This window comes from Streptomyces sp. NPDC096339, assembly GCF_044762985.1.
Lineage (GTDB): Bacteria > Actinomycetota > Actinomycetes > Streptomycetales > Streptomycetaceae > Streptomyces.
The window spans coordinates 94,203-114,739 of the sequence record NZ_JBIWFI010000011.1 but is presented as its reverse complement, the minus strand read 5'-3'; the positions used below and the strand labels follow the sequence as shown (position 1 = coordinate 114,739).

The following is a 20,537-nucleotide window of genomic DNA, read 5'->3' as shown; positions in this document are numbered from 1 at the left end:
AGGAAAGACCCCTCACCGTGACCGCATCGCGCGTACTCGTCCTCAACTCCGGCTCCTCGTCGGTCAAGTACCAGCTGCTCGACATGGCGGACTCCTCCCGCCTGGCGGCCGGTCTGGTGGAGCGCATCGGGGAGGAGACCTCCCGGCTGGTTCACGAACCCCTCGCCGGACCCGGCGCCTCGGGCGGGCGGCGGGAGCGGCTCGGCCCGATCGCCGACCACGGGGCCGCGCTGCGGGCCGTGGCGGCGGAGCTGGCCGCCGACGGGCTGGGCCTGGACTCACCCGAACTGGCCGCGGTCGGGCACCGGGTGGTGCACGGCGGGACGCGGTTCACCCAGCCGACGGTGATCGACGACGAGGTGCTGGCGGAGATCCGGAGCCTGATCCCGCTCGCGCCGCTGCACAATCCGGCGAACGTGACGGGGATCGAGGTGGCGCGCTCGCTGCGCGCGGACATCCCGCAGGTGGCCGTCTTCGACACGGCCTTCCACTCGACGATGCCGGAGTACGTGGCCCGGTACGCGATCGACGCCGCGACGGCCGACAAGTACTCCATCCGGCGGTACGGCTTCCACGGAACCTCGCACGCCTACGTGTCGCGGGCGACGGCGGCGCTGCTCGGCAAGGCGCCCTCGGACGTGAACGTGATCGTGCTCCACCTGGGCAACGGCGCCTCCGCCTCGGCCGTGCGCGGCGGGGTCTGCGTGGAGACCTCCATGGGGATGACCCCGCTGGAGGGCCTGGTCATGGGGACCCGCTCGGGCGACCTCGATCCGGCGGTCGTCTTCCACCTGGCCCGGGTGGGGGGCCTCTCGGTGGATGAGATCGATTCGCTCCTGAACAAGAAGAGCGGTCTGCTGGGCCTGTGCGGCGACAACGACATGCGCGAGGTCCAGCGGCGGGCGGAGGAGGGCGACGCCTCGGCGCAGCTCGCGCTGGCCTCGTACGTGCACCGGCTGAAGAAGTACATCGGTGCCTACTCGGCCGTGCTCGGCCGGGTGGACGCGGTCGCCTTCACGGCCGGGGTCGGGGAGAACTCCTCCTGGATCCGGGAGGCCGCCGTGGAGGGTCTGGCCGAGCTGGGCCTGGCGCTGGACCTGGAGGCCAACGCGGTGCGCTCCCCCGAGCCCCGGCTGGTCTCGGCGGAGTACGCGCGGGTGGCCGTGGCCGTGGTCCCGACCGATGAGGAACTGGAGATCGCCTCCCAGGCGTACGCGCTGGTTACCGAGTAGTCACTTGGACTTTCCGCCAGACGGAATATTCCGCTACGAAACAAACGGATAGGATCCGCTTCATGCGCCGTTCCAAAATCGTCTGCACGCTGGGCCCCGCCGTCGACTCGTATGAGCAGCTGAAAGCACTCATCGAGGCAGGTATGAACGTGGCCCGATTCAACTTCAGCCACGGGTCCCAGGCAGAACACCAGGAGCGGTACGACCGCGTCCGGAAGGTCTCCGAGGACACCGGGCGCGCCGTCGGCGTCCTCGCCGACCTCCAGGGCCCGAAGATCCGTCTGGAGACCTTCGCCGAGGGTCCCGTCGAGCTGGTGCGCGGTGACGAGTTCACCATCACCACCGAGGACGTCCCGGGTGACAAGTCCATCTGCGGTACCACCTACAAGGGCCTCCCGGGCGATGTCGCCAAGGGTGACCAGGTCCTGATCAACGACGGCAACGTCGAGCTCCGGGTGACCGAGGTCGACGGCCCGCGGGTGCGGACCATCGTCATCGAGGGCGGTGTCATCTCGGACCACAAGGGCATCAACCTGCCGGGTGCCGCGGTCAACGTCCCCGCCCTGTCGGAGAAGGACGTCGACGACCTCCGCTTCGCCCTGCGGATGGGCTGCGACATGGTCGCCCTGTCCTTCGTCCGCGACGCCAACGACGTCAAGGACGTCCACAAGGTCATGGACGAGGAGGGCCGCCGGGTCCCCGTCATCGCCAAGGTGGAGAAGCCCCAGGCCGTCGAGAACATGGAGGCCGTGGTCGCGGCCTTCGACGCGGTCATGGTGGCCCGTGGCGACCTGGCCGTCGAGTACCCGCTCGAGAAGGTCCCGATGGTCCAGAAGCGGCTCATCGAGATGTGCCGCCGCAACGCCAAGCCGGTGATCGTCGCGACCCAGATGATGGAGTCGATGATCACCAACTCCCGCCCGACCCGCGCCGAGGCCTCCGACGTCGCCAACGCGATCCTCGACGGTGCCGACGCGGTCATGCTGTCCGCCGAGTCCTCGGTCGGCGCCTACCCGATCGAGACCGTCAAGACGATGTCGAAGATCGTCGCGGCGGCCGAGGAGGAGCTCCTGTCCAAGGGCCTGCAGCCGCTGGTCCCGGGCAAGAAGCCCCGCACCCAGGGCGGCTCCGTCGCCCGCGCGGCCTGCGAGATCGCGGAGTTCCTCGACGGCAAGGCGCTCATCGCCTTCACCCAGTCCGGTGACACGGCCCGCCGCCTGTCGCGCTACCGCGCCACGCAGCCGATCCTGGCCTTCACCACCGACCCGCACACCCGCAACCAGCTCACGCTGAGCTGGGGCGTCGAGTCGTACATCGTCCCGCACGTGGACACCACCGACGCGATGGTCGACCTGGTGGACGGCGAGCTGCTGAAGCTCGGCCGCAACAACGAGGGCGACACCGTGGTGATCACGGCCGGCTCTCCCCCCGGGGTCCCGGGCACCACCAACATGGTCCGGGTCCACCACCTGGGCGGCGGCGAGCGCGACTGATCGTCGCCGGACCGCCTGAACTCTGCCGCACAGAGGCCGAGGGCGGCACCCCGATCGATCGGGGTGCCGCCCTCGGCGTTTCTCCGTGCGTGCGGCGGGACCGCTCGGGACTACTCCGGCGGGCCGATGTAGTTCTTCAGTCCGGGCACCGTCAGGGTGCCGCCGAACTGGCCGGCCTGGACGACCTTGACGTTCGTGAAGAACGCGAAGGGGACGTTCAGCGGCGGCGGGCTGTTCGGGGTGAACTCGATCGGGATCAGACCGAAGAGGTTGCCCTTGAGGCTCTCCGTGTACATCGTCACCGTGCCGCCGCGGATCCTGGACGTGGAGCCCGGACGCGACTTCAGGTGGGCGACGTTCCCGTCCTTGCCGACCGTCTGGTACAGGTCCTTGATGTCCAGCGAGTCCGCGGTGAACTTCAGGACCTTCTTGGTCTTGCCGCCGGCCGTCTTCACCTCGACGATGCCGTGGTAGTCCAGGCCGTAGAGGGTCAGCAGCGAGCTGTCGAGGTACCACGGCTCGTCCGGCAGGAGCGGGATGCCCTGCTCCAGCTCGGCGTCGGCCAGGGCCTTGGCGTCGTAGGTCGGGCAGGGGAAGGGTTCCTTCCCGTCCGGGTCCTTCGTCGCCCCGTCCTCGGCCTTGTCCTCGTCGGCCTTCTCGCCCGTCTCGTCCTTCGGCTTCGTGACGGTGTCCTTGACCTCGTCGGACAGCTCCTGGACGTCGACGCCCGCCTTCTTCGCGGCGTCGCGGATCGCGTCCGCGGCCGGGTCCGGAGCGGTGTCCTTCGGCGGGGTCTTCGTCGGGGTCGTGGACGGCGTGGGGGTGGGAGTGGCCTTCGGGTCCGTCAGGGGCTTGGTGATCCCGTCGACAAGGCCCTTGAGCGCGTCTCCGACACCCAGCGGGTCCAGCGGGCTGGTGGTCTTGGCCGACGTGGCCGTCGGGGCGGGGGCCGCCTGCTTGTCCGCGGCGGACTTCTCCGTCTGGGACTTGTCGGCCGTGGGCTTGGTGGCCGTCGGGTTCGGGGACGTCGTCCCGCTCGGCTTCGGCTTCGCCGCCGACGCGGACGGCGAGGGGGTCTCGGCGGCCGACGCACTCGGGGACGGCGACTTCGAAGGCGACGGCGACTTCGTCTCCGCGGGTTCGTCGGACCGCGTCACACACGGCCCGGGCGCGAAGGGGATGTCCTTGTCGTCGGCCACGGCCAGCTTCGGCGCCATGCCCATTCCGACGAACACGGCCGTCGGCATCGCCGCCAGCGCCATCGTCTTGCCGACGGGTATCTGGAGCTTGGTCAGCAGCGACTTCCTGGGGGCCGCGTGTCGCGGCCCTTTGATCTCACGGGACTCTGCGCCGGGGGCCAAGCCCCGCTGCGTCTCGTCACCCCGCACTGTTCCTCCCGCCATCGGCGTGGGCAGTCGTCTCGCTCGCGTATGCCGTTTCCGCCCCGCGCGGCGCGGGCACGCCCTGGGGGTCCGCCACCTGCTCCGCCTTGGCCATGTCGATCCCGGCGGCCGGCAGCTGGTCCGCGGGCTCCTCGTCCGCCGGCTGCCCGGGGGCCCACGACAGCGCGAGGGCGCCGCCGATCATCGCGGGGATGAAGCCCAGTCCGAAGCCGCCGAGGTTGGACACCGGGATCGAGACCAGGGCCAGCAGGATCGAGGCGACACCGGCGAAGACGCGGATGGCCTGCTGGAACCACAGGGCCAGGCCCAGCGTGATCAGCAGGACGCCGATGATCAGCGCGCCCGCGCCACCCGTGGTGGCCATCGCGAGCGTGATGTTGCCCAGGCGGAGGTCGGCGTACGGGAAGTACGCGATGGGGAATCCGCTGACGAGCGTGAACAGCCCGGCCCAGAACGGACGCCTACCGGTCCAGGCGTGGACGTAGTAGTACACCACGGTGAGCCAGGCGTCGTCTTCGGCGCGAACGTAAACCGGGGCCTGGGGGTTCATGGACAACAGCTCCCTGGAAACGGGTGGTACGGAGAACTCTGTGGAGCCCGGACGGGGCGGACGGCGACGAATCGCGCCGCCGGCCGCCCCTCCGGTCGCTCAACCGGGACCGATTACTTCTCGTCCTGGTAGCACGGCTGGTCGCCGCCGAGCAGACGCAGCTTCAGGTCGGGAAGCTTGAACGTGCCCGCCGTGGTCGCCCACGCCTTCTGGCGCACGTTCGTCAGGACCGCCTTGTCCGCGCGCTGCGAGAACGCGTACGGGCTGGCGACCGTGCCGGCCTGCGGCTTCGTCTTGTGGCTCGGGTCACCGACCGCGACACCGATGTCCAGGTTCTTGAACTCGGCGTCGGTGTCGAGCTCGGCAACATCCAGGTAGATGTTGTCGGCGACGGCCGGCTTGCCCTTGTGGCCGGTGCGCAGCTGCAGCGTGATGTTGCCCAGCGGAGTCGGGGTCACCAGCGACTGGCACATGTTGGTGATCTCGGCGTGGCTGAACCCGGAGATGGTGACCGGGTGGTGCTGCGCGTTGCCCTTGAGGTCGTGACCCTCGGCAATGCCGCCGTACTGGATGAGGTTGTCACCGTCGAGCTTGTCGGCCGAGACCTTGAAGTCCTGGCCGGAGACGCTGAAGGACGCCGCGAGGGCACCCTGCGCCAGACCCACACCGACCGCGGCCGTGGCCGCGATGCTCGGCACCATGACGAGCGCGAAGCGCTTCCATCTGGTCCCGCCACGAACCTGAGAACTCATTTCGTTCCTCCTTCTCGGACGTACATCTCCGGTCCGGGCCCTGCCCGTCCTGGGATGGGAGAAGTGCTACGTCCTCGGGAAGGAGCGCAGGCGGCCGGGCCGCGGCTGTGCCACGTCCGAAACACCGGCGATCACCCCCGAGCGACAACCACTGGGCCACGCGTTCGCGCAACCTGGAGGACAGGCCCCACCGTGTGGCAGGAACCCCCCTGTCCAACGGCCGGTGCCACTGCCACCGGCCGGCTCGGTGGGGACCCTCCACCGCGTTCCGAGTGAGCGGCTCTGCGGGAAGGACCGAGCGTCGCCGATCGTGGTCCATTCCAGGCCGGGGCACAAGGGGGTTCGTTACTGGCGGGTAACGGCAAGATAACCGGGACACGACCCACCGCCGCCGAGTGGCGACACAGGGTGTCACCGAGGGCCACGACAGAACGGTGGAAGAGCGAACACTCCGGACAGTTCACGGGGTTCGACTTACTACGAGTAACAGCGGCCGCGATTGCCAAGTTTTGGCAAAACGCGGCCGCTGTTTATCTCTGTGTCAACAAATCGTCGGCTTCTCGACCCGGTGCCGAGCGGGCACCGGGGCCGTACTAGAACAGCACCCGGGCCAGCGCCGTACGCGCCGCCGTGACCCGCGGGTCGTCCGCGCCGATGACCTCGAACAGCTCCAGCAGCCGCAGCCGCACGGAGTCCCGCTCGTCACCGAACGTCACGCGCACCGTGTCCACCAGGCGCCCGAAGGCGTCCTCCACGTGACCGCCGACGAGGTCGAGGTCGGCCGCGGCGATCTGCGCCGCCGGGTCCTTCGGATTCTCGGCGGCCGCGGTGCGCACCGCCTGCGGGTTCATGTGCTGGACCCGGGCGAGGAGCTCGGCCTGCGCCAGGCCGAGCTTGGCCTCGCTGTTGGCCGGGTCGTCGGCGAGCACGTTCTTGTACGCCTGCACGGCGCCGCCCAGGTCGCCCGCGTCCAGCGCGACGACGGCCGCCTCCAGCAGCGCGTCGTGGGGACCGGCCGGGGGCTCGACATCGGCATCGGCGGCGCCCGCGGCGGCCCCCTCCGCGTTCGGGTCCACCTCGATACCGATGATCCCGAAGCGCTCCTCGGCGACCTGGATCAGCTGGGCGAGGGTCTCGCGGATCTGCTGCTCGGGGGCCACGCCCTGGAACAGCGGCAGCACCTGGCCCGCGACCACGGCGAAGACGGCCGGGATGCCCTGGATGCCGAACTGCTGCATCAGCATCTGGTTGGCGTCGACGTCGACCTTGGCCAGCACGAGGCGGCCGTTCGCCTGGACGGTCAGGCGCTCCAGGAGGGGGCTGAGCTGCTTGCAGGGCTCGCACCACTCGGCCCAGAAGTCCAGGACGACCGGGACCTCTGCGGAAAGCTGGAGCACATCGCGTTCGAACCCGGCTTCGTCTACGTCGATGACGAGCGCGGACGGCGGCACGGCACCGGCGGCCGGGCCGCTTCCGCCGCCCTGGCCGACCTGGCGTGCCGCTTCGGCGCGGGCCTGCTCGGCCTTGGCCTTGGCCTCGCCGGCCGCCTTCACCGCGGCGAGGTCGACGACGCCGCTCATGGACATGTTTCTGGGCTGCATGCGTACATCCTCCCCCGTGTGCGCGCGCCGACGAAAAAGATCGCGTGAATTGGCCGTGGTGCCGCCGTGGCGCGATCGCCGTACTGTCTGCTGTCGGTCGGCGCCGGGTCCCCACCTGGCGCCTGTAGCTCTTCGCGTGGTTGTCGCTCTTACGCTACGAGCCGTAGCGTAACTCCTCCGGAGTCCTCGGCGCCCCGTGATTTGAACCACAGCGATTCGGGATCCGACGGTTCCGCTACTGACGGGTATGGTCTCGGCCATGCGCAACGCCAGCCCCGGCCGCACCGGCCGCCCTCGCAGCGCCGCGGCGGACGCGGCGATCCTCGCCGCGACGCGGGACGCGCTGGTCGACCTGGGCTGGTCGAAGCTGACGATGGGCGACGTCTCGGCCCGGGCGGGCGTCGCCAAGACCACCCTCTACCGCCGTTGGGCGGGCAAGAACGAGCTGGTCGTGGACGCGGTGGCGGAGCTCTTCGACTCCCTCGAACTGCCGGACCGCGGCTCCCTCGAAGCCGACATCGAGGACGTGGTGCTCCAGTTCGCCGGACTGCTCCGGCGTCCGGAGGCCCGTACGGCCCTGATGGCGGTCGTCGCCGAGTCCACCCGGGACGAGGCCCTGCGTGACCGGATCCGGTCGGCCATCGTGGACCGGCAGAAACGTCTCGTCGTACTGGGTCGCGAACGGGCGCAGGCCCGCGGCGAACTCCCGTACGAGGAGGACCAGGCCGTCGCCGGCCACACCACGGACCTGATCTTCGACGTGATCGCGGGCACCGTGGTGCATCGTGCGCTGGTCAGCTCGGAACCGGTGGACGAACTGTGGGTCGGCATGTTCACGACCCTCCTGATGCACGGCCTGCGCGGCCCGGCGTAGAACCGGCCGCGACGCGCCCTCAGAAGGTCCAGGCCCCCGAGCTGCGCCGGGATTCCCGGACCTGCTCCGCCAACGCGGCCGCCCGGGGATTGTCCCCCGGCCACGGCCGGCGGCGGCCCGGCCAGTTCGCCCAGCGCAGCGCGTCCGCGTCCTCCTCGGGCCGCAGCCCGGCGGCGACGACGGCGCCCCGGGCCATCTGGGCGCCGGCCGTCCGGTAGCCGATGTCCCGCGCGTCGGGCCAGTGGACGCCGCCGTCGGTGATGAGCACGGCGGCCTCGACCCCGTCCAGCCCCAGCACGATGCCGTCGCGCACGGCATCGAGGAACTCCGCGGGCAGTCGCTCCTCCGGCGCCAGGTTCAGGATCTCGGTCCCTCCCGGGCCCGGCGGTTCGAAGTCGGCGACGACGTGGGCGTAGTGGCCGCCGCAGCCGCCCTTGTTCATCACCACGCGCGCGCTCACGCCCCGTACGGGCACAGGAAGGCCGGTCATGCGGCCACCGTACGGGGCGTCATGACCGGCCGTTCCAGGGGCGGTCCGAGGACGGTCAGAGCACTAGAAGCCCGGCGGCTCCGTGTAGGTGCCCCACTCCTCGCGGAGCACGTTGCAGATCTCGCCCATCGTCGCCTCGGCCCGCACCGCGTCCAGCATGGCCGGGATCATGTTCGACCCGTCGCGTGCGGCGGCCAGCATGGCCTCCAGGGAGGCCGTCACCTTCGCGTCGTCGCGGCGCTCCTTGCGCGCCCCGAGCGCGCGGACCTGCTCCCACTCCACCTCGTGGCTGACGCGGAGGATCTCCAGGTCGCCGGTGACCGAGCCGTGGTGGACGTTGACGCCGACGACCCGCTTGTCGCCCTTCTCCAGCGAACGCTGGTACTGGAAGGCCGATTCGGCGATCTCCCCGGTGAACCAGCCGTCCTCGATGCCGCGCAGGATGCCCGAGGTGATCGGTCCGATGGGGTGCCGGCCGTCCGGGTGGGCGCGCAGGCCGCGCTCCTTGATCTGGTCGAAGATCTTCTCGGCGTCGGCCTCGATGCGGTCGGTGAGCTGCTCGACGAACCACGAACCGCCCAGCGGGTCGGCCACGTTGGCGACGCCGGTCTCCTCCATGAGCACCTGCTGCGTGCGCAGGGCGATCTCGGCCGCCTGCTCGCTCGGCAGCGCGAGGGTCTCGTCGAGGGCGTTGGTGTGCAGGGAGTTGGTGCCGCCGAGCACGGCCGCGAGGGCCTCCACGGCGGTGCGCACGACGTTGTTGTACGGCTGCTGCGCGGTCAGCGAGACACCGGCGGTCTGGGTGTGGAAGCGCAGCCACATGGACTTGTCGCTCTTGGCCCCGTAAACCTCCTTCATCCAGCGGGCCCAGATCCGGCGGGCGGCGCGGAACTTGGCGATCTCCTCGAAGAAGTCGAGGTGCGCGTCGAAGAAGAAGGAGAGGCCGGGCGCGAAGTCGTCCACGTCCATGCCGCGCGAGAGCCCGAGCTCCACGTAGCCGAACCCGTCCGCCAGGGTGTAAGCGAGCTCCTGCGCGGCCGTGGCCCCGGCCTCGCGGATGTGGTAGCCGGAGACGGAGAGCGGCTTGTAGGCCGGGATGCCCTTGGTGCAGTACTCCATGAGGTCGCCGATGAGGCGCAGGTGCGGCTCCGGTTCGAAGAGCCACTCCTTCTGGGCGATGTACTCCTTGAAGATGTCGGTCTGGAGCGTGCCGTTGAGCACGGCCGGGTCCACGCCCTGCCGCTCGGCGGCGACCAGGTACATGCAGAAGGCGGGCACGGCCGGGCCCGAGATCGTCATGGAGGTGGTGACGTCGCCGAGCGGGATGTCCTTGAACAGGACCTCCATGTCGGCGGCGGAGTCGATGGCGACCCCGCAGTGCCCGACCTCGCCCAGCGAGCGCGGGTCGTCGGAGTCGCGACCCATGAGGGTCGGCATGTCGAAGGCCACGGAGAGCCCGCCGCCGCCGGCGGCCAGGATCATCTTGTAGCGCTCGTTGGTCTGCTCCGCGTTGCCGAAGCCGGCGAACTGCCGGATCGTCCACGTGCGCCCCCGGTAGCCGGTGGCGTGCAGGCCACGGGTGTAGGGGTACTCCCCCGGCCACCCGATGCGCTCGAACCCCTCGTACGAGTCCCCGGGCCGGGGCCCGTAGACGGGATCGACGTCATCCCCGGAGAGCGTCGTGAAGTCGGCCTCGCGCTTGCGGGCCTTGTCGTAACGGGCCTGCCAGCGGCGGCGGCCCTCCTCGATGGCGTCTGCGTCCATACCCATGAATTTACTAGGACGTCCTAGTAAATGTCGATGGGCAACCCCGGGGCGTGTCTCCCCGGGGTCGGATGTCGCGGAGCGGGTCCGGCCGGCTACTAGGCGTTCGCGGCGGCGGGAGCGCCGAGCACGAGCGGCTCGACCTCGGCGCGGACCTTGCGCTCGACGAAGAACGCGGCCAGCGGGATGGTGCCGGAGGCGAGCACCCACAGCAGCTTGCCGAACGGCCACTTGGCCTTGGAGCCCAGGTCGAAGGCGAAGACCAGGTAGATCATGAAGAGGACACCGTGGGCCTGCGAGACCGCGAAGGTCAGGTCGGCGCCGGTGTCGAAGCCGTACTTCGCCACCATGCAGGCACAGAGGATCAGGAGCATGACCGCGGTCACGTAGGCCATGACGCGGTAGCGGGTCAGCACGCTTCGTTTCATGCCGTCGAGCGTAGCCGTCCGTTTTGAGCGATCTTGACTCGGGCTAGTTCTCGTCGAAGTCGGCGGCGGCCACGCGCAGCGGGCGCAGCAGCGCGAAGATCTCCGCGCACTCCTCCGCGTCGTACACGCCCAGACCGAAGTCGATCTCCATCAGGTCCCGGGTGGCCGCCTCGACGACCTCGCGGCCCTTGTCGGTGATGGAGGCGAGCGTGCCGCGCCCGTCGTTGGGGTTGGGCCGCTTGTCGACCAGCCCGGATCGGACCAGTCGGTCCACCGTGTTCGTCACCGACGTCGGGTGGACCATGAGCCGCTCGCCGATCTTCGACATCGGCAGCTCGCCCGCCTTGGAGAAGGTGAGCAGCACCAGCGCCTCGTAGCGCGCGAACGTCAGTCCGTACGGCTTGACCACCGCGTCGACCTCGCCGAGCAGGATCTGGTGCGCCCGCATGATCGAGGTGATGGCGGCCATCGAGGGCACCGGGCCCCAGCGCTGCTGCCAGAGTTCGTCGGCGCGGGCGATGGGGTCGAAGGGAAGGCTGAGCGGCTTGGGCACGCACCCGACCCTACCGGGCGGTCATTTGGTGACCACCCCCGTCTCATTCCTCGGCCCTCCCCGCGGCCGGGCGCTCGCGCGGAGCTCGGCGAGGAGCAGCAGGACGACCACCGTGCCGAGGGCTCCGGACGCGGCGACGACCTCGTGCACGGGCAGGAACTCGGCGGCGAGGCCGGCCAGGGCCATGCCGGCGCCCTGGAGGGTCATCAGCCCGGTGCTGAGCAGGGTCATCGCGCGGCCGCGCAGCTCTTCGGGGACGGCGTCGACGTACCACTGATCGAGCCCGAGGGTGTGGGCGTGCGCGAGGCCGGCGAACAGCAGGGCGAAGAGGACGCCGGGCACGCCGGGCCGGGTGGCGTACAGGAGCAGCGGGAGGAGTCCGACGGCGGCGAGCGGGGCCGTGATCCGGGAACGCGTTCGGGCGGTGAGTGCGGAGCCGGCCCAGAGTTCACCCGCGATGGTGCCGACGGGCATCGCGCACATCAGCAGGCCGAGGGCGGCGGTGCCGGCGCCGATGCCGGCGGCGTACGGGGCGAGCAGCGCCTCGGGGACGACGAGGAAGAGCGGCGGCAGCCAGGAAAGCAGGGTGAGCGCGCGCAGCCGGCGGTCCCCGAGCACGGCCCGGGCTCCGGCGAGCGGAGACGTACGGTCGCCGGCGCCGCGGGCGGGACGCGGGAGCGTGCCGAACCGGAGCAGCAGGGCGGAGGCGAGGAATCCGACGGCGGTGAGCGTGATGGCGCCGCGCGGCGTGAGGACGGTGAGCAGCAGCCCGCCGAGGCCGAAGCCGATGAGCAGGGCGCTCTGGGCGACCGTGCGCAGCAGCGAGCGGCCGAGCACGAAGGCGTCGCCGGGGCCGAGGACATCGGCGAGGGAGGCGTTGCGGGTGCCCTGGAACAGCGGCGCCACGAAGGCCATGGAGCAGCGCAGTACGAGGAGCAGCGCGACGGGCGTACCGGGCAGGGCCATGGCCGCCGCGCAGGCCGCGCAGAGCAGGTCGCACCCGACGAGCACCCGCCGGGCGGGGTGCCGGTCGGCGATCCCCGCGAGCAGGGTGCCGCCGAGGGCGTGCGGGAGGAACCCGAGGGCGAAGGTGAGCGCGCTCATCAGGGGCGAGCCGGTGGCACGGTAGACGAGGACGGTGAGGGCGATCTCGGCGACGACGACGCCGAGCACGGACATCAGGTGCGCGGCGAAGACGGCCCGGAACTCCCGTATCCGGAACACGGAGCGGTAGCCGCCGGGGGCGGCGGGGGTGACGGTTGCCATGCCGGCAGCCTGGCGGGGGCTACGGTGACGGGGTAGACATTCGCCCTGGCCCGAATCTCCCCCACCCAGACCCCACGGGGAACCCCCGGCCCATCCGGGAACCCCCGGCCCCCCGGGGAGCGCCCGGCCCGTCCGGGAACCCCCGGCCCCACGGGGAGAGCGCGGCCCCGCGGGGAGCGCCCGGCCCTGCGGGGAGCGCCGGCGCCGCGAATCCCGGCTTTGCCGCACCAATCCAGCGCCTCGCCAGGGCGAATCCAGCCCCTCCGGCGTTTGAGGAGCGGGGTCTGGGGCGGAGCCCCAGGAAACCCGGCTCCGCCGGGCACCGGGCTCCGCCCGGACCCGCTCCTCAAACGCCGGAGGGGCTGGATTCGCCCGGCGGGGCGGAAAGAAACGGGCGAAGCCCGGGAGCCAGACCGGGCGAAGCCCGTGAGCGGGACCGGGCGAAGCCCAGGAGGTGAGCCGGGCGGAGCCCCGGGGGCCGGGCGAAGCCCCCGAGGGCTGGGCGGAGCTCCGGGGGTTTGGGGTGGAGGCCCGGCAAGGGGCGGGCGGTGTACCGGCGGAGAGGAGTGCGGGTGAGGAGGGAGGCGGAGGGGATGGGGTTCCATTACCGGTTCGGCCGGGGGGACCTGCTGCGGTGCCGGTTCGCCGTGTCGCCCCGCTGGGAGACGCAGGAGGCGGTGCGGACCCTGCTGCGCCCGCACCGGCAGGCGTACCACCTGCCCTGGCTGCGGCGGGTCCGGACCGCGGCCGAGGGACTGGACCTGCGGCCGCTCTGGCTGCTCATGCCGCTGACCGGGCACAACCCGGACTTCCTCAGCCCATCCCCCTTGGGGCCCTCCGTCACCTTCGAGGAGGAGTTGGCCCGGGTGCGGGCCGCCGATCCGGGCGCGGCCCGGGAGGATCTGCGGCGCTCCCTCGTCTGCACCCCGGGGGCCCTGGAGAGCGACATCGGGCAGCGTCTGCTCGCGGATCCCGCCCGGGCGGTGCGTGAGCTGGCCGACCTGATGGAGCGGGCCTGGCAGACGCTGGTCGCCCCGGACTGGCCGCGGCTGCGGGCCCTGCTGGAGGCCGACGTCCTGTTCCACTCCCGGCGGCTGGCGGCCGGCGGACTCCAGGCTCTGTTCGACGGCCTCCATCCGGACCTGCGCTGGCACGGGGACACCGACACCCTCACCATCGACCGTCCCGGCCGCCACGACCGGGCGCTCGGCGGCCAGGGCCTGCTGCTGATGCCGAGCGCGTTCGGCTGGCCCGAGGTGGTCGGCGGCTACGACCCGCCCTGGCAGCCCACGCTCGTCTACCCCGCGCGGGGCATCGGCGCGCTGTGGACGGCCTCGGCGGGGCCGGCCCCGGACGCGCTGGCCCGCCTGCTCGGCCGGGCCCGGGCCGAGGTGCTCTGCGCGCTCGGCGAACCGGCTTCGACCACCGCGCTGGCCCACCGGCTCGGCCTGGCCCCGTCCACCGTCTCGGCGCACCTCGGCGTCCTGCACGCGGCCGGTCTGCTCACCTCCGCCCGCCACGGCCACCAGGTCCTGTACGAACGCACCCCGCTGGCCATCGCCCTGAGTTCGGTGTCGCAGGCGGACGATGACTGACCGTCATGAAACGATTGCTCCCGATTCATCCGCCCGGTCCTGCCCCTTCGCCCCGAGGAAGCCGGATGCCCCCCGCCGCTCCACGACGCCGCCTGTCGCCCCTCCTCGGTCTGCTCCTGGTCCTCGCGGCCGTCCCGGGCTGCTCCGAAGAGCCCCCGCCGCCCCTGCCCGGCGGCCCGGCGGCCGCGCCTCCCGCCGAATCGCCCTTCTGGGTCGACCCGCAGAGCGCTGCCGCCCGGCAGGTCGCCGCCTGGGAGGAGGCGGGCCGCAACGGTGACGCCCAGGTGCTGCGCAGGATCGCGGACCGGCCGATGGCCCTGTGGCCCACGGGTGACGACCCGGGCACGGAGATCCGCCGGGCCGCTGCGGGGGCCGCGGCCGCCGGGCGGACGATGGTCCTGACGGCGTACAACATCCCGTACCGGGACTGCGGGCAGCGTCCGGCCGGCGGCGCCAAGGACGCCCGCGCGTACCGCAGCTGGATCGGCGCCTTCGCCGCCGGCATCGGCGGCGGCAAGGCGGTCGTGGTCCTGGAGCCGGACGCCGTCGCACACACCGTCGACGGCTGTACGCCCTCCGGCCGCCACGCCGAGCGCTACCGGCTGCTCTCGGAGGCCGTCGACCGTCTCAAGCGGAACCCTCACACCAGGGTCTACCTCGATGCGGGCGGTCCGGGCCGGACCGGCAGTCCGGCGGATCTCGTCGCGCCCCTGCGCAAGGCGGGTCTGGAGCACGCCGACGGCTTCGCCGTGAACGTCTCCGGGTTCCAGAGCGACACGGCCGCCCGCGCCTACGGCGCCGAGATCTCGAAGGCCGCGAAGGGCAAGCACTTCGTCATCGACACCGGCCGCAACGGCGACGGCCCGCTGCCCGGCGACCGGGCGGAGGCCCGGTGCAACCCTCCGGGCCGCTCCCTCGGGCGGGCGCCGGCCGACCGCACCGGCGACCCGCTCGTCGACGCGTACCTGTGGGTGAAGCGGCCGGGCGAGTCCGACGGAACCTGCCGCGGCGGCCCGGCGGCCGGCGCCTGGTGGCCGGACTACGCCCTGGGACTGGCCCGCCGGGCCCGGGAATGACGAGCCCGGACCACAGTCCCGGCGCGGCCCCGGGCCCGCCTCGTGCTGCCGAGCACGCAGGAGCGCCCCCGGCCGCGATCGGCCGGGGGCGCTCCGGAAACACCGCGGCGGGGCGCCTAGTGCTCCGCGAGGTGGCGTTCCACCGTTTCGACCTTCGACGTGATCCCGTCCGTGACACCGGGACGGATGTCGGCCTTGAGGATGAACGAGACCCGCGGAGCCCGCTCCTCGACCGCCGCCACCGCGCGCCGGACCACGTCCATGACTTCCTCCCACTCGCCCTCGACGGTGGTGAACATGGCGTCGGTGCGGTTCGGCAGGCCCGACTCGCGGACCACCCGCACCGCGTCGGCCACGTACTCGCCGACCTCTTCGCCGACCCCGAGCGGGGTCACGGAAAACGCGACGATCATGCGCCGGCCACCTCACGCGCACGGGCCGCCACGACGCTGTCGGCCTCGTCGCGCTTGAGGAGCTTGTCGCCGTACAGGCCTCCGAAGGGCAGCAGCGCGAGCCCGAAGAACAGGGCGACCTTCTTGAGCGGCCACTTCGCCTTGTTCCAGACGTCCAGCAGGAAGATCGCGTAGATCACGAACAGGATCCCGTGGAGGATGCCCAGAGGCATCATCAGGTAGTCGATGTCCGAGATCCGGCTCAGCAGCGAGCCGAAGATCAGCAGGGCCGGGAACGACAGCGCCTCCGGGACGGAGATGAGGCGCAGCCGGTGGAGGGCGGAGGCGGTCTTGATGTCCACGGGGAACCTTCGGGGTGGAGGCCAGGGTCCGTCCCAGTGTCTCAGCCGCTTTGCGGGATCTTGACCCGGGTACCCGCCCCCCGGAGGGCGCGTTCCCAGGCGCGGTTGCACCGTGCGGGTGTGGCGTATATCGGCCGCCGCGCCCTGTTCGCGTTCACCCGCTGCCTATAACGTCTTCCCGTGGCTCAGTTCCGACTCCAAGGCAGCAAGGTGCTCGCCGTCGACCTGACCGGGGATGCCGTGAAAGCGAAGAACGGCTCCATGGTCGCGTACGACGGTCAGATGGCCTTCAAGAAGATGACCGGCGGCGGCGAAGGCCTGCGCGGCATGGTGACGCGCCGGCTGACCGGCGAACAGATGACCGTGATGGAGGTGCAGGGGCACGGCACCTGCTTCTTCGCGGACCGCGCGAGTGAGATCAATCTCGTCAATCTGCGCGGCGAGAAGCTCTACGTCGAGTCCAGCAACCTGCTGTGCACCGACGCGGGGCTGCGCACCGGCACGACCTTCACCGGCCTGCGCGGCGCGACGACGGGCAACGGCCTGTTCACCACGACCGTCGAGGGTTCGGGGCAGGCGGCCATCATGTCCGACGGCCCGGCGGTGGTGCTCCGCGTGAGCTCCCAGTACCCGCTGTCCGTCGACCCGGGGGCGTACATCGCGCACACCGGCAACCTCTCGCAGTCGTTCCAGTCCGGTGTGAACTTCCGCACGCTGATCGGCGAGGGCTCCGGCGAGTCCTTCCAGATCCGCTTCGAGGGCGAGGGCCTGGTGTACGTGCAGCCCAGCGAGCGCAACACGATCGGCGGCGACATCTGATGCCGTTCCGCGAGATCAACTCGAAGATGGTCGAGGCCCAGGTGATCCCGGGCCAGAAGATGTACAGCCAGCGCGGCGCCATGCTCGCGTACCGCGGCGAGGTCTCCTTCACCCCGAGCCTGACAGGTGGTCAGGGCGGGGTGATGGGCATGATCGGGCGCCGCGTGGCGAACGAGCAGACCCCGCTGATGTCGGTCGAGGGCAGCGGCACCGTGATGTTCGGCCACGGCGGCCACCACATCCAGGTGATCAACCTGACCGGCGAGACCCTCTACGTCGAGGCGGACCGGCTGCTGGCCTTCGACGGCACCCTCCAGCAGGGCACGATGTTCATGGGCTCCCAGGGCGGGGTCATGGGCATGGTCCGCGGCCAGGTGACCGGCCAGGGGCTGTTCACCACCACCCTCAAGGGACACGGCTCGGTTGCCGTGATGGCCCACGGCGGGGTCATCGAGCTCCCGATCCACCCGAACCGGCCGGTCCACGTGGACCCGCAGGCGTACGTCGCCCACCACGGCGACGTACGCAACAAGCTCTCCACTGCGCTCGGCTGGCGGGACATGGTGGGGCGCGGTTCGGGTGAGGCGTTCCAGCTGGAGCTGTCCGGTCAGGGCGCGGTGTACGTACAGGCCTCGGAGGAAAAGCTGTGAACTACGGACCCGCATCCGGATACGGTTCGGCCCCGGTCCCCGGTCAGGGCGGCTTCGGCCCCGCGCCCGCGGGCTTCGGCGGTCCCGGCGGCCCGACGGTCTTCGACCCGTACTCACTGCCTTCCGACGACAACGTGAACGCGTACACCTTCTGCGTGGAGCTCAAGGGGAGCCAGTGGTTCCTGCAGAAGGGCAAGATGATCTCGTACTACGGGAGCATCGAGTTCAACGGCATCGGCAACGGCCGCTTCGACCGCCTGCTGCGCACCAGCTTCCACTCGCCGCTGCACGCCAGTGACTGGGTGGTGGCCGAGGGGCAGGGCAAGATGCTGCTGGCCGACCGCGCCTTCGACGTGAACTCGTACGACCTGGACAAGGGCAATCTGACGATCCGGTCGGGCAACCTGCTCGCCTACCAGCCCTCCCTCGCCCTCAAGCAGTCGATCGTCCCGGGCTTCCTGACGCTGATCGGCACGGGCAAGTTCGTGGCCGCGTCCAACGGGCCGGTGGTGTTCATGGAGCCGCCGCTGCGCGTGGACCCGCAGGCGCTGGTGGGCTGGGCGGACTGCCCGTCGCCGTGCCACCACTACGACCACGGCTACATGTCGGGTGTCATGGGCGGGCTGCGTTCGCTCACCGGCATCGGGGGAACTTCGGGCGAGGAGCACCAGTTCGAGTTCGTGGGGGCGGGCACGGTGCTGCTGCAGTCCTCGGAGATGCTGATGGCGGAGCAGAACGTGGGAGCGGTCGGCGCCGGCGCGGCCACGGGCAACGCGCAGGGCGTTCCGGGAGCCGGCCAGGGGCCGCTGGGCCAGCTGGGCGTGCCGCGGATGCCGGGGCAGCTGGGTGATCTGCAGCGCCGTCTCGGACTGTGATCCGCGCGACCATCCCGTCCGATTTTTGTACGTAATTCAACTTCTTAGGTAGAGTTCACTCATGGAGACCATGGAGACCGAGACCGCCACACGCTGGCTGACGGACGCCGAGCAGTGCCTCTGGCGCACCCACCTGGACGTCAGCAGGCTGCTGATGCACCAGCTGGAAAAGGATCTCCAGCCCTTCGGGCTCACCAACAACGACTACGAGATCCTCGTGAACCTCTCGGAGTCGGACGACCACCGGATGCGGATGAGCGATCTCGCGACCGCCACCCTGCAGTCCAAGAGCCGGCTGTCCCACCAGATCACGCGCATGGAGGCGGCCGGCCTGGTCGTCCGCGTGAACTGCGAATCCGACCGCCGGGGCCTGTACGCGGTCCTCACTGACCAGGGCATGGAGACCATGCGCAAGGTCGCCCCGCACCACGTGGCATCGGTCCGCCGGCACTTCATCGACCTGCTGGCACCGGAGGACCTCGCGGCCATCCGCGCCTCCCTGACCCCGGTGGCCGAGCACCTGCGCACCAACCGCGGCAAGGCCTGAGGCCCGCCGAGCGCCGCCGCGCGGTCGGCCGGACAATGGGCACTATCCGCCCGCTGCCGGCCGACCGCCGAGCAACCGTAAGCGCCATGGCCGGCCTGAGGAGGTCCAAGCCATGAAGCGCAACGTGTACATCTCCGCGGCCGCGTCCGTGGTCCTGATCGCAGGAGGCCCGGTGGCGGCCGCGGCAGCGGCGACCGCCGACACGGCGAGAACCGTCCCCGCGGCGGTGGCCCGGGCCGACGTGGACGCCCAGGGGGCCGCGGAAGCGGCCCTGAAGAAGTACCCCGGCGTCGTCGAGTCCCTCGACAAGGACGGCAGCTCCTGGCACCTGGACGTGATCACCAAGGACGGCAAGGGCCACGCCGAGCTGGAGGTGGCCTCGAACGGCACCATCAGCCAGATCAGCAAGGACACGAACGACGACCCCGGCGAGTACAAGGCCCTGCTGGCCGCCAAGGTCACCGCCCAGCAGGCGATGAAGGCGGCCACGGCCGCGCACCCCGGCAAGGCCTGGGCCGTCGAATGGGACGACGACGACGGCGCGACCTACTGGCACGTCGAGGTCAAGGACTCCGGCGGCAAGACCTGGAACGCCCACGTGGACCCGACGACGGGCAAGGTCACCGCATCGGGCTCCGACTCGGACGACGACAACTGAGGTCGCTCGGACGCCTGAATCCGGCTGCGCCGGCACATCCGGCGCGGCCGACAAATCCAGCCCCGCCGGCAGAATCCAGCCCCGCCGGCGTTTGAGGCGCGGGGTCCGGGGCGGAGCCCCGGCCACGGCGCCGCACGCGCCCCGCACCGCGGCCCCGCGCCCAAGCGGCCGGCCTCAGCCCTCCGTCAGCGTCGCCAGCAGCGCATCGGCGGCCGCGTACGGATCCAGCTCGCCCGCCGCGACCCGCCCCGCCAGCGCGTCCAGGTGCGCGTCCCCGTGCAGATCGGCCATCCGCGCCCGCAGCGCGGTGACGGCGATGGTCTCCACCTCGCGCGCGGCACGAGCGGCGCGCCGCTGCCCCAGCACCCCGCGCTCGTCCATCCACGCGCGGTGCTTCTCCAGCGCCTCGACGAGCTCGTCGACGCCCTCGCCCCGCGCCGCGACCGTCTTCACGATCGGCGGCCGCCAGTCCTCCCGGCCGCGCGCCTCCCCCAGACCCAGCATGTGGTTCAGCTCCCGCGCCGTGGCGTCCGCGCCGTCCCGGTCGGCCTTGTTCACCACGTACACGTCGCCGATCTCCAGGATGCCCGCCTTCGCGGCCTGGATCCCGTCGCCCATCCCGGGGGCCAGCAGCACCACCGAGGTGTCCGCCTGCGAGGCGATCTCCACCTCCGACTGCCCGACCCCGACCGTCTCGACCAGGATCACCTCGCAGCCGGCCGCGTCCAGCACCCGGATCGCCTGCGGCGCCGCCCATGCCAGACCACCCAGGTGCCCCCGGGTGGCCATGGACCGGATGTAGACGCCCGGGTCCGAGGCGTGGTCCGACATCCGCACCCGGTCGCCGAGCAGCGCCCCGCCCGAGAAGGGCGAGGACGGGTCGACGGCGAGGACGCCGACCCGCTTCCCGGCCTTGCGGTACGCGGATACCAGCGCCGAGGTCGAGGTCGACTTGCCGACGCCCGGCGACCCCGTCAGCCCCACCACGTACGCCCCGCCCGTCAGCGGGGCCAGGGCGGCCATCACCTCCCGCAGCTGCGGGGACGCCCCCTCGACCAGCGAGATCAGCCGGGCCACCGCTCTCGGCCTGCCTTCACGGGCCTGGGCCACCAGCTGGGGGACGTCCACCGCCGTCATACGTGCTGCGCTCCTCGGGT

22 protein-coding genes are annotated in these 20,537 nt (G+C 71.4%); 10 read left to right on the top strand and 12 right to left on the bottom strand.

Going from position 1 to position 20,537, the window contains the following annotated elements:
• Positions 1-17 precede the first annotated feature (17 nt).
• Together ACIQ5Y_RS17180 and pyk are read left to right on the top strand one after the other, a co-directional pair.
• A complete protein-coding gene (locus ACIQ5Y_RS17180) occupies positions 18-1,232 on the top strand; it encodes an acetate/propionate family kinase (protein WP_403880495.1) in 1,215 nt (404 codons plus the stop codon).
• A 62-nt stretch (positions 1,233-1,294) separates the two neighbouring features.
• On the top strand, positions 1,295-2,725 hold the full coding sequence (gene pyk, locus ACIQ5Y_RS17175; RefSeq protein WP_376659541.1) for a pyruvate kinase: 1,431 nt from the start codon (positions 1,295-1,297) through the stop codon (positions 2,723-2,725).
• A gap of 110 nt (positions 2,726-2,835) precedes the next feature.
• Here pyk and ACIQ5Y_RS17170 read toward each other — a convergent pair whose 3' ends face one another.
• The 4 genes from ACIQ5Y_RS17170 to ACIQ5Y_RS17155 form a co-directional block, all read right to left on the bottom strand.
• On the bottom strand, positions 2,836-4,113 hold the full coding sequence (locus ACIQ5Y_RS17170) for a hypothetical protein (protein WP_403880493.1): 1,278 nt from the start codon (positions 4,111-4,113) through the stop codon (positions 2,836-2,838).
• A complete protein-coding gene (locus ACIQ5Y_RS17165) occupies positions 4,103-4,678 on the bottom strand; it encodes a DUF6114 domain-containing protein (protein ID WP_403880491.1) in 576 nt (191 codons plus the stop codon). The genes ACIQ5Y_RS17170 and ACIQ5Y_RS17165 overlap by 11 nt, the downstream gene beginning before the upstream one ends.
• A 113-nt stretch (positions 4,679-4,791) precedes the next feature.
• Positions 4,792-5,430, bottom strand: coding sequence for a DUF6230 family protein (locus ACIQ5Y_RS17160; protein WP_403880489.1), 639 nt, complete (start codon positions 5,428-5,430; stop codon positions 4,792-4,794).
• A gap of 593 nt (positions 5,431-6,023) precedes the next feature.
• Positions 6,024-7,031 carry a tetratricopeptide repeat protein gene (locus tag ACIQ5Y_RS17155; protein WP_403880487.1) on the bottom strand — a complete coding sequence of 336 codons (1,008 nt, stop codon included), beginning with the start codon at positions 7,029-7,031 and terminating at the stop codon, positions 6,024-6,026.
• A gap of 259 nt (positions 7,032-7,290) precedes the next feature.
• Here ACIQ5Y_RS17155 and ACIQ5Y_RS17150 point away from each other — a divergent pair, with 259 nt between their 5' ends.
• Positions 7,291-7,905, top strand: a complete 615-nt coding sequence (locus ACIQ5Y_RS17150; protein WP_403880485.1) for a TetR/AcrR family transcriptional regulator — start codon at positions 7,291-7,293, stop codon at positions 7,903-7,905.
• A gap of 19 nt (positions 7,906-7,924) precedes the next feature.
• On the opposite strand, the gene ACIQ5Y_RS17145 is transcribed toward ACIQ5Y_RS17150, so the two are convergent.
• The 5 genes from ACIQ5Y_RS17145 to ACIQ5Y_RS17125 all read right to left on the bottom strand — a co-directional run bounded on the left by ACIQ5Y_RS17145 (position 7,925) and on the right by ACIQ5Y_RS17125 (position 12,406).
• Positions 7,925-8,395: a hypothetical protein gene (locus ACIQ5Y_RS17145; RefSeq protein WP_403880483.1), complete on the bottom strand. Its 471-nt coding sequence runs from the start codon at positions 8,393-8,395 to the stop codon at positions 7,925-7,927.
• A gap of 63 nt (positions 8,396-8,458) precedes the next feature.
• A complete protein-coding gene (locus ACIQ5Y_RS17140; protein ID WP_403880481.1) occupies positions 8,459-10,159 on the bottom strand; it encodes a methylmalonyl-CoA mutase in 1,701 nt (566 codons plus the stop codon).
• 98 nt (positions 10,160-10,257) lie between these two features.
• The gene (locus ACIQ5Y_RS17135) at positions 10,258-10,587 is read right to left on the bottom strand and encodes a DUF3817 domain-containing protein (protein ID WP_403880479.1); all 330 of its coding nucleotides are present in this window, start codon (positions 10,585-10,587) and stop codon (positions 10,258-10,260) included.
• A gap of 43 nt (positions 10,588-10,630) precedes the next feature.
• A complete protein-coding gene (locus ACIQ5Y_RS17130; RefSeq protein ID WP_403880477.1) occupies positions 10,631-11,140 on the bottom strand; it encodes a MarR family winged helix-turn-helix transcriptional regulator in 510 nt (169 codons plus the stop codon).
• 21 nt (positions 11,141-11,161) lie between these two features.
• The gene (locus tag ACIQ5Y_RS17125; protein WP_403880475.1) at positions 11,162-12,406 is read right to left on the bottom strand and encodes an MFS transporter; all 1,245 of its coding nucleotides are present in this window, start codon (positions 12,404-12,406) and stop codon (positions 11,162-11,164) included.
• Between the two features lie 593 nt (positions 12,407-12,999).
• Here ACIQ5Y_RS17125 and ACIQ5Y_RS17120 point away from each other — a divergent pair.
• Positions 13,000-14,001 (top strand): DUF5937 family protein, encoded by a 1,002-nt coding sequence (locus ACIQ5Y_RS17120; protein WP_403880473.1) that lies wholly within the window; start codon positions 13,000-13,002, stop codon positions 13,999-14,001.
• Positions 14,002-14,066: 65 nt separating this feature from the next.
• Positions 14,067-15,077: a glycoside hydrolase family 6 protein gene (locus ACIQ5Y_RS17115; protein ID WP_403880471.1), complete on the top strand. Its 1,011-nt coding sequence runs from the start codon at positions 14,067-14,069 to the stop codon at positions 15,075-15,077.
• 116 nt (positions 15,078-15,193) lie between these two features.
• On the opposite strand, the gene ACIQ5Y_RS17110 is transcribed toward ACIQ5Y_RS17115, so the two are convergent.
• Together ACIQ5Y_RS17110 and ACIQ5Y_RS17105 are read right to left on the bottom strand one after the other, a co-directional pair.
• A complete protein-coding gene (locus tag ACIQ5Y_RS17110; RefSeq protein WP_403880469.1) occupies positions 15,194-15,490 on the bottom strand; it encodes an MTH1187 family thiamine-binding protein in 297 nt (98 codons plus the stop codon).
• A complete protein-coding gene (locus ACIQ5Y_RS17105) occupies positions 15,487-15,831 on the bottom strand; it encodes a DUF3817 domain-containing protein (RefSeq protein WP_403880467.1) in 345 nt (114 codons plus the stop codon). The genes ACIQ5Y_RS17110 and ACIQ5Y_RS17105 overlap by 4 nt, the downstream gene beginning before the upstream one ends.
• 180 nt (positions 15,832-16,011) lie before the next feature.
• Between ACIQ5Y_RS17105 and ACIQ5Y_RS17100 the strand changes: the two genes are divergently transcribed.
• The 5 genes from ACIQ5Y_RS17100 to ACIQ5Y_RS17080 all read left to right on the top strand — a co-directional run bounded on the left by ACIQ5Y_RS17100 (position 16,012) and on the right by ACIQ5Y_RS17080 (position 19,380).
• The gene (locus ACIQ5Y_RS17100; RefSeq protein WP_403880465.1) at positions 16,012-16,650 is read left to right on the top strand and encodes an AIM24 family protein; all 639 of its coding nucleotides are present in this window, start codon (positions 16,012-16,014) and stop codon (positions 16,648-16,650) included.
• The gene (locus ACIQ5Y_RS17095; RefSeq protein WP_403880463.1) at positions 16,650-17,300 is read left to right on the top strand and encodes an AIM24 family protein; all 651 of its coding nucleotides are present in this window, start codon (positions 16,650-16,652) and stop codon (positions 17,298-17,300) included. Before ACIQ5Y_RS17100 ends, ACIQ5Y_RS17095 begins: the two co-directional genes overlap by 1 nt.
• 116 nt (positions 17,301-17,416) lie before the next feature.
• Positions 17,417-18,175 carry an AIM24 family protein gene (locus ACIQ5Y_RS17090; protein ID WP_403880638.1) on the top strand — a complete coding sequence of 253 codons (759 nt, stop codon included), beginning with the start codon at positions 17,417-17,419 and terminating at the stop codon, positions 18,173-18,175.
• Between the two features lie 70 nt (positions 18,176-18,245).
• A complete protein-coding gene (locus ACIQ5Y_RS17085; protein WP_403880636.1) occupies positions 18,246-18,722 on the top strand; it encodes a MarR family winged helix-turn-helix transcriptional regulator in 477 nt (158 codons plus the stop codon).
• Positions 18,723-18,834: 112 nt separating this feature from the next.
• Complete coding sequence (locus tag ACIQ5Y_RS17080) at positions 18,835-19,380, top strand: PepSY domain-containing protein (protein ID WP_403880462.1); 546 nt, start codon at positions 18,835-18,837, stop codon at positions 19,378-19,380.
• Positions 19,381-19,554: 174 nt separating this feature from the next.
• On the opposite strand, the gene meaB is transcribed toward ACIQ5Y_RS17080, so the two are convergent.
• Positions 19,555-20,517, bottom strand: coding sequence for a methylmalonyl Co-A mutase-associated GTPase MeaB (gene meaB / locus ACIQ5Y_RS17075; RefSeq protein ID WP_365165893.1), 963 nt, complete (start codon positions 20,515-20,517; stop codon positions 19,555-19,557).
• Between the last annotated feature and the right edge of the window lie 20 nt (positions 20,518-20,537).